The organism is Psychrobacillus sp., from assembly GCF_056205495.1.
In genome coordinates this window covers 1-8170 of sequence record NZ_JBAEAP010000417.1, presented here as the reverse complement: position 1 = coordinate 8170, position 8170 = coordinate 1, and the positions used below count along the sequence as shown (strand labels likewise).

At 36.3% G+C, this 8170-nt stretch carries 9 protein-coding genes and 1 riboswitch; of the genes, 6 read left to right on the top strand and 3 right to left on the bottom strand.

Features of this window, described 5'->3' with window-relative positions:
• From AC06OU_RS12265 to AC06OU_RS12255, 3 genes are all read right to left on the bottom strand, one after another.
• Positions 1-506, bottom strand: a 506-nt coding sequence (locus AC06OU_RS12265) for an SDR family NAD(P)-dependent oxidoreductase (protein WP_475856101.1), incomplete at its 3' end; no start/stop codon positions are given.
• Positions 507-610: 104 nt separating this feature from the next.
• A complete protein-coding gene (locus AC06OU_RS12260; RefSeq protein ID WP_475856100.1) occupies positions 611-1243 on the bottom strand; it encodes a TetR/AcrR family transcriptional regulator in 633 nt (210 codons plus the stop codon).
• A gap of 179 nt (positions 1244-1422) precedes the next feature.
• Positions 1423-2574: a YhgE/Pip domain-containing protein gene (locus tag AC06OU_RS12255; RefSeq protein ID WP_475856098.1), complete on the bottom strand. Its 1152-nt coding sequence runs from the start codon at positions 2572-2574 to the stop codon at positions 1423-1425.
• 138 nt (positions 2575-2712) lie between these two features.
• Between AC06OU_RS12255 and AC06OU_RS12250 the strand changes: the two genes are divergently transcribed.
• The 6 genes from AC06OU_RS12250 to ahpF all read left to right on the top strand — a co-directional run.
• The gene (locus AC06OU_RS12250; RefSeq protein ID WP_475856096.1) at positions 2713-3297 is read left to right on the top strand and encodes a TetR/AcrR family transcriptional regulator; all 585 of its coding nucleotides are present in this window, start codon (positions 2713-2715) and stop codon (positions 3295-3297) included.
• 93 nt (positions 3298-3390) lie between these two features.
• A complete protein-coding gene (locus AC06OU_RS12245) occupies positions 3391-3819 on the top strand; it encodes an HIT family protein (protein WP_298468704.1) in 429 nt (142 codons plus the stop codon).
• An 89-nt stretch (positions 3820-3908) separates the two neighbouring features.
• Positions 3909-3955: riboswitch (PreQ1 riboswitch) on the top strand.
• 126 nt (positions 3956-4081) lie between these two features.
• Positions 4082-4555: a 6-carboxytetrahydropterin synthase QueD gene (queD, locus tag AC06OU_RS12240; protein WP_475856094.1), complete on the top strand. Its 474-nt coding sequence runs from the start codon at positions 4082-4084 to the stop codon at positions 4553-4555.
• Positions 4548-5276, top strand: a complete 729-nt coding sequence (gene queE, locus AC06OU_RS12235) for a 7-carboxy-7-deazaguanine synthase QueE (RefSeq protein ID WP_475856092.1) — start codon at positions 4548-4550, stop codon at positions 5274-5276. Before queD ends, queE begins: the two co-directional genes overlap by 8 nt.
• A gap of 675 nt (positions 5277-5951) precedes the next feature.
• Positions 5952-6515, top strand: a complete 564-nt coding sequence (ahpC, locus tag AC06OU_RS12230) for an alkyl hydroperoxide reductase subunit C (RefSeq protein ID WP_169359796.1) — start codon at positions 5952-5954, stop codon at positions 6513-6515.
• Positions 6516-6758: 243 nt separating this feature from the next.
• Positions 6759-8170: alkyl hydroperoxide reductase subunit F (gene ahpF / locus AC06OU_RS12225; protein WP_475856103.1), on the top strand; the 1412-nt coding region annotated here is incomplete at its 3' end.

Below are 8170 nucleotides of genomic sequence, written 5' to 3'. Positions count from 1 at the left end.
GCTAAGTTAATTGCAGCTGCTTTTGTCATACCACGTACGGCAAATTTAGTATCAGTGTAACCAACAGCCCCAGCAACTAAGCCGTTCATAGAAGAAATGTTGACGATGGAACCGCCACCAGCTTTCATCATAGAAGCTACTACTGTTTTCATCCCTAAGAAAACAGAAACTTGGTTAATATCAACGATACGACGGTATTCTTCTACTGTAATATCAAGCATATTTTTAGCCATTGTAATACCGGCATTGTTTACTAAAATGTTCACTGGACCAAAAGCTTCTTCTGCTTTTGTAATAACAGTTGCCCAATCCTCTTCAGATGTTACGTTTTGTTTTACAAAAAGAGCATTCTCACCTAACTCAGCTGCAAATGCATTTCCTTTTTCCTCATTTAAATCTGTTAAAATGACTTTTGCACCGTGCTCAACGAATAATTTTGCATGTGCTGCACCCATACCTTGCGCAGCTCCTGTAATAATTGCAACTTTACCTGATAAACGACTCATGTAAATGGCCTCCTAAGTTTCGTATAAAGTGATAGCTGACTATCACTTTTATACTTACTAGTAAACAACTTTACTCTTAAATTGTCAATTCTTATGACCCTTATTTATAATGGCCGGATATAACGCAAAAAGACATCCTTCATTATCAACAATTGCTTGTCTGCAGAAAGCAACGACGAAAGATGGGCATCGTGCTTTGTCAGCCTTGATTTATAAGCGAATATGGTGAAGTTTTGCACCATTGTCATCATAAACACATGTAAATCAACATCAGCTCTTAATGAGCCATCCTGCTTGCCCTGTTCCCCTACTGATAGTAAGATATCTGCTAATTTGCTTCGTGCAGATAAGTATTCCGCATATTGCTCAGGTGATTCCTCAGCTATTTTCTCATATAAATCAAAGGACTCGAAAAACTTCGCTAATCGTAGCTGTGGATCCTTCGTTACTTTTATATAATAATCTAAAATCTGCTCTATTTTTTCGTATGCAGTGATTGTTTGCCCTACAATCACCCCTACATCTGTAGCCATTTTATCCGTAATTGCATTTGTAGCAGCAATCACTAAATACTCTTTTTTAGGGAAATAACGGAATAACGTTGCTATTCCAACGCCAGCAGCAGTCGCGATATCTTGCATTTGTATAGTTTGTATACCTTGCTCCAAAAATAAGTCCGTTGCAATCTTGATAATATTTTCACGGCGTTGTTGCTTTTGTTGTTCTCGTTTACTCATCTCTACTCACTCCAACTGTTCTTCATAACTTGATTGTAACATGTTTAATCTTATGAACTCCTAATCACATCCGGATTAAAAAGGTAAGACAATAAAAAAACCAACCTTATAGGATTGGTTTTTTTATGTTTTGAAAGATGTTAATACCGGTTAATCTAATTGAGTCGAAGTCAATTCTCTTATTTTGTATTAGTTTTTGGTACGTTTACTGGTTTAAAAATGGAGAGTAGGAATATAACTAAACCTACAATACCAATACCTAAAATCGTATTGAATGATTGCCCAGTATAGAAGCCACTACCAAAGTAGAAAATATCACGTAACCCTTCAGAAGCAAAACGAATCGGTACCCATGGACGAATGAAGTTGACGAAGAAACTTGGCAACATTTCTTGTGGTGTCATTAGCACACCCATACCTAGAAGCATGACAACCATGAATAATGTAATGGCTGGCTTTCCGATCCATGCAGTAATAGCGGATACTAATAAGAAGAAACAGAACGCTGCAAAAGATACAAAGAAAGCAACTAAGAGGTAACTTGGCATATTAATACCAGCTAAAAGTGCCAGTGTTGCCACGGTAAAGCCCGAGAATAAGGCAATAATCACACCAAATAAAATCTGTCCACCAATTAGGCGTAATGTTTGTTTACGTGTAAGCATTTCCTTTTTAAGTATGTTTGAAGATGCTAAAAATACAATGAAACCACCGATTAGTGCACCTACCCAAGCAGGTACGGCTAGTAATGTCGGTGCACTACCATTTGCTGTAGCAGTAGAGATGGCATTATATACTTTTTCTTCAGAAACAATTGGATTTACAAGCACGGGTGCTTGACTAACATCGATTTGCTGATTGCCTACTTGTGCCACGAAGTTTGTTGAATATTGGTTACTAATTTGAGTAATTAAACCATTTAAAGCAGTTTTCGCAAAGTTTGCGCCTGTCATGTTAAAGCCTTGGTTAATATATACTTTTAATGTTGCTGATGTGTTGTTTACCATGGCATTTTGTACGGATTCATTAAAACCTTCAGGAATAACTAAAGCTGCATAATATTGTTTATTCGCAAATAATTTTTCAATATCTGCTTCTTTTTCATTAGTAAAAGCAATCGTTGGCTCTTTGCCATCCATCCCTTTACTCATTTGTTCAGCTGCTGCCTTCACAACGTCAACGTGTTCGCCCTCATCACTTGTAATCAGTGCAACGGGTAGATTTTTTACTTGTGGATCTCCTTGAGCAAATAAGTTTAAGGAGAATAGCGCAATTATTAATATAACAGCGATGGGTGCAGCCCATGCTAATTTTTCTTTAAATAGTCTCAATCGATTTCGTCCTTTCTAATTTTCAACATGTTGTTTATTAGTGTGCTTTAGTATGCGTTTATCTTATAATTTTTATGAAAGTAAAAGCAATGAACAAAAGTGAACAAGATGTTGAGTTTTGGTGGAAAGGTGATTTATATGAATATTTATGAAGAGAAGAATCGTAAAACGAAACAACTTATTCAGAAGTCATTTATGCAGATTTTAGATAGTAAGTCGTTTGAAATAATTACAATAGGGGATATTACGAAACATGCAAAAGTTAACCGAGGGACATTTTATTTGCACTATAAGGATAAATTCGATTTACTGGATCAAATAGAACAGCAGTTATTTGCAGATCTAGGGAACCATATTGATGAATTACAATCGAATTATTCACCTACACATACATTTGAAAAAGAACAAGAACAACTAGCTGCCACATTATTCAGTTCTATTAAAATGCATTCGCCTTTATTAAAAATATTCTTAAGCAATCATGGCAGAGCAGGATTTCATCTTCGATTTAGAGCTGCCTTTTCAGAAAAAGTACGTGTTAATTTAGAGAGAAATGATAGCATTAATGCCAAATTAAAAGTTCCAATGGAATATTTTTTATCGTTTATCACATCTGCATTTTTAGGGTTAATCGAGCAATGGGTGCAAAATGATTTAGACAAAACCCCTCAAGAAATGACATCAATATATATTAACATTATTTCTTTTATTCAAAAGAAGTAGCGAGAGACATAAGTTCGAGAATAACATCTACTGGCGTACAGGATGAGTGTAATAGCTGCAGGTAGAATATAAAAAGAAAGGAGTTCTGCTATTATGGAGCAATGTTTGCTGTGTCATTTAGAGTTAGTGCCCTCACAAAACGTTATATTAAGTAATGAGTATTGTATGTTTTTACAACTTGACGAGGCTCGTGAGAAAGGTGTACAGCTTGAGGGAGCTGGTATTATTGTGCCAAAAATACATAGAGAGACAGCTTTCGATTTAACGAAAGAGGAATGGAATGCTACTTATGAGCTTCTACAGAAAGTGAAGCAATATTTAGATGAGCTTTATGAGCCAAGTGGCTATAATTTAGGCTGGAATTGTGGAGAAGTGGCAGGGCAGCATATAAATCATGCGCATTTTCATGTTTTGCCAAGATATAAGGAGGAAGCATTAGCTGGAAAAGGTATAAGATATATGTTCAAAGCGGAAAAAAATAAAAGAAATGTAATGGAGTTTAACGTATCAGAGGAACTTTAACAGTATTATTGACAAGGTACAAAAAAGTATATTTGAAATTTCTTACCATTTTATATAATATATTCTTATAAAAGAATGCCCGGAATTAAACGGGAGAGGTTCATAGCTAATACCCTCTATAAAAAACTATGGAAACATGACAATTCGCCATGTCCATATAGGACGTGGCTTTTTTATGTTTAATGCATATGTTTTATTAGAATGATTGTTAAGGCCTCTCTGGAGAAATGTCGGGACCATTTTTAAGGAGGAATTTTAACGCATGTCTAATTTTAGAATAGTTGATAAGCTACAAATAATCGAGGAAGATATTCAAAGTAGTCAGCTGAAATACCATTCAAAACGTGTTCTTGTTAGCAAAGAATTTACTTTTGATGCTGCTCATCATTTGCATAACTATGAGGGTAAATGTAAAAATCTACATGGTCATACGTATCGCGCTGTACTAGGTTTAAGTGGCTATACGGATAAACGGGGCATTGTGGTTGATTTTGGAGACATCAAGGAGATTTGGAAACAGAAAATAGAAATTTATTTGGATCATCATTATATAAATGAAACACTACCACCGATGAACACCACTGCAGAAAATATCGTCGTTTGGATTTATGAGAAGTTGACGGAAGCCTTACTTGAGGAACAACGGTTTAATGGGACACGTATGGAGTTTATCAAGCTGTATGAAACTCCTACAAGCTATGCTGAGGCGAGAAGGGAATGGATGGAGGTTGAGTAAAGTACCTGTGATAGAGATTTTTGGTCCTACAATTCAAGGTGAAGGAATGGTAGTTGGCCAGAAGACTATGTTTGTACGCACTGCCGGCTGTGATTATTCCTGTTCCTGGTGCGACTCATCCTTTACATGGGATGGCAGTGGCAAGCATCTTATCGTACAAATGACAGCAGAAGAGATCTGGTCTGAGTTGAAACACCATGGAGGCAACGGTTTTTCATTCGTCACGATATCAGGAGGAAATCCGGCACTTCTTCGTCATCTGGGAGCTCTTGTTGCCATTTTAAAAGAGAATAATATTAAGATTGGCGTTGAAACCCAGGGAAGTAAATGGCAAGATTGGTTGTATGAAATAGATGAACTGACAATTTCTCCGAAGCCTCCTAGCTCTGGTATGACGACAGATTTTTCTGTGCTTACTAGTATGTTGAAGAAACTGAGAGATAGAAGAAACAACCAGCATATATCTCTTAAAGTCGTCCTATTCAATCAGGAGGATTATACCTATGCTAAAGACGTTCATCTCCGATACCCAACTATTCCTTTTTATCTACAGGTAGGAAATGATGATATTACTTCAAAGGATAATATGCATTTAGTTAGCCATTTATTAAAGAAATATGAAATGCTAATCGATCAAGTGATGATGGATGAAGAATTAAAGAACGTTAAAGTGCTGCCTCAGTTACATACACTCATCTGGGGAAATAAAAGAGGTGTATAGCTCTTCTTATAGATACGGACGTTGGCCATTTAGAATATAGTAAGTATGAAATTCCTTTTAAAATAAGGCTATGTTAAAGGTACAGGTTGATTTAAAATACACTTTAAAAATGAGCTAGGATATTTTCTCCTGGCTCTTTTTACTTTGATATTGTTTTTTACTAACGCACACGTTAGTTGAATAACTAAGCTTATTTGTGATCCTCAATAGTTTCAATGTCACTGAGAAAAATTAAACCATTTCTTTTTATCGTGTATCCAACAAAGTATGTCTCACCTTTCTGAATTAAATTCATTACCATTGGTTCCCTAACAATTACGTTAATCTCTTCTTGATATCCCACTGGATTATTGGAGAGAACAACTTGCAAAATATGTGCTTTGGTACTTTAATTCGTATGCTCCGTGGAAAGAATCCTAATTCGATTCATTCGTTTTTTTGGAAATGGATTCTATCCGGATTGTAAGTCTATCTTAATAGGACCTTTACTTTTTTTAAAAAAATAATAATACTACTCATATTCTATTAGTAGTAAATGTTAGTAATTCATTTTCATACCTTAATGGTTGACTGAGAACTAAATGTATAGAATAATAAAACTATACATTAGAATTATTATAAGATAATTTTAATACTTATGAGAAATAATAAATAATACATAGGAGGCTATAAATCATGGCATTAATAGGTAAAGAAATTGCACCATTCACTGCAAAAGCATTTCAACAAGGTGAATTTATCGACGTATCTTCTGAAAACTTCAAAGGTAAATGGTCGGTAGTATGCTTCTATCCTGCAGATTTCACTTTCGTATGTCCTACAGAGCTAGAAGACTTACAAAATGAATATGCAACATTAAAATCTTTAGGAGTTGAAGTTTACTCTGTATCGACAGACACTCACTTCACACATAAAGCTTGGCATGATACTTCCGATACTATCGGCAAGATCGAATACATAATGATTGGTGATCCATCCCACACAATTTCTAAAGCATTCGATGTATTAAATGAAGAAGATGGCTTAGCAGAGCGTGGTACTTTCATCCTTGACCCAGAAGGTATTGTACAAGCTTACGAAATTAACGCTGGTGGTATCGGTCGTGATGCATCTACGTTAGTAAACAAAATAAAAGCAGCTCAATATGTTCGCAACAATCCAGGCGAAGTTTGCCCAGCTAAATGGCAAGAAGGCGGCGAAACTTTAACTCCAAGCTTAGACCTAGTTGGTAAAATCTAAGTTCCTAAGCTATATAAACTAGAGCGAGATTTAAGCGGCAAGTGCCTGTTATGAAATTATTTTCAGACAGCCTTGTCGCTATTTTTTATTAGGATTACAAAGAAAAAAGAAATAAGCATATTAAAAAATTATGAATAGAGGTGAGGGGCTGCTCGTTGAGGATAACATATAGATTTATTATTTAATGATAGTTATAGAATTTTCTGACTATAATAATTCTACATGTCAGCGACAGCGAAGTTTATGCTATTAGATGCAAACTTGAAAGCTCAGTTACAACAGTATTTAGCATTATTAGAAGGTGAGATAGTTATCAAAGTAAGCGTAAGCGATGATAAGGTATCCAATGATATGCTTGATCTTGTAACAGAGTTAGAAAATATGTCTCCGCTAATTACTGTACAACATGCATTACTAGAGCGTACTCCTAGCTTTAGCATTAATAAGGTGGGGGAGGAGTCAGGTGTAACATTCGCAGGCTTACCACTTGGCCATGAATTTACATCATTAGTACTAGCCTTATTACAGGTTTCTGGTCGTGCTCCAAAGGTAGACGAGTCAGTGATTAAACGCATTCAAGCAATCAAGAAACCTATGAAATTTGAAACCTACGTGAGCCTGACTTGTCACAATTGTCCAGACGTTGTGCAAGCCTTGAATATTATGTCTGTGTTAAATCCAAATATATCTAACACAATGGTAGAGGGTGGCACGTTCCAAGACGAAATTAAAGAGCGTGACATTATGGCTGTACCCACTGTTTATATGAACGGCGAGAACTTTGGTGGGGGGCGTATGGAGCTTGAAGATATATTAAACAAGCTTGGAGAAGTGTCAGACGGGTCTGAATTTGGGGACGTTGAGCCGTTCGATGTATTAGTAGTTGGTGGTGGTCCCGCAGGTGCCTCTGCAGCAATCTACTCTGCTCGTAAAGGTATTCGTACAGGTATTGTAGCAGAGCGCTTTGGTGGGCAAGTAAATGACACATTGGCTATTGAAAACATTATTGGTACAAGAGCTACAGAAGGCCCACAATTTGTTTCTAGCTTAGAGGCACATGTAGCGGATTACAATGTAGATATTATGAAATCCCAACGAGTTACAAGTATTGCTCGTAACGAGATGGTAGAAGTAACATTAGAAAATGGTGCAGTATTAAAAGGAAAAACAGTTATTCTTTCAACAGGGGCACGCTACCGTCAATTAGGTGTACCGGGCGAGCAAAAATTTAAAAATAAAGGCGTAGCATATTGTCCGCATTGTGATGGTCCTACCTTCAAAGGGAAAGATGTGGCAGTAGTTGGCGGTGGAAACTCTGGAGTTGAAGCAGCAATTGACTTAGCGGGAATTGTGAATCATGTTTACCTATTACAACGGAATGCAGAGCTAAAGGCTGATACAGTATTACAAGAGCGTTTACATAGTCTATCTAATGTAACGGTTTTAACAAATGCCTTAACACAAGAAATTACAGGTACAGATAAAGTGAATGGGTTAACTTATTTGGATGTTGTGTCTGGTAAAGAAGAGCATATCGAGCTACAAGGGGTTTTCGTACAAATTGGTCTTCTACCGAACACAGAATTTTTAAAGGGTATAATTGATTTAAATCAAAATAACGAAATCATTATTAATAAGCATGGCGCAACAAGCAT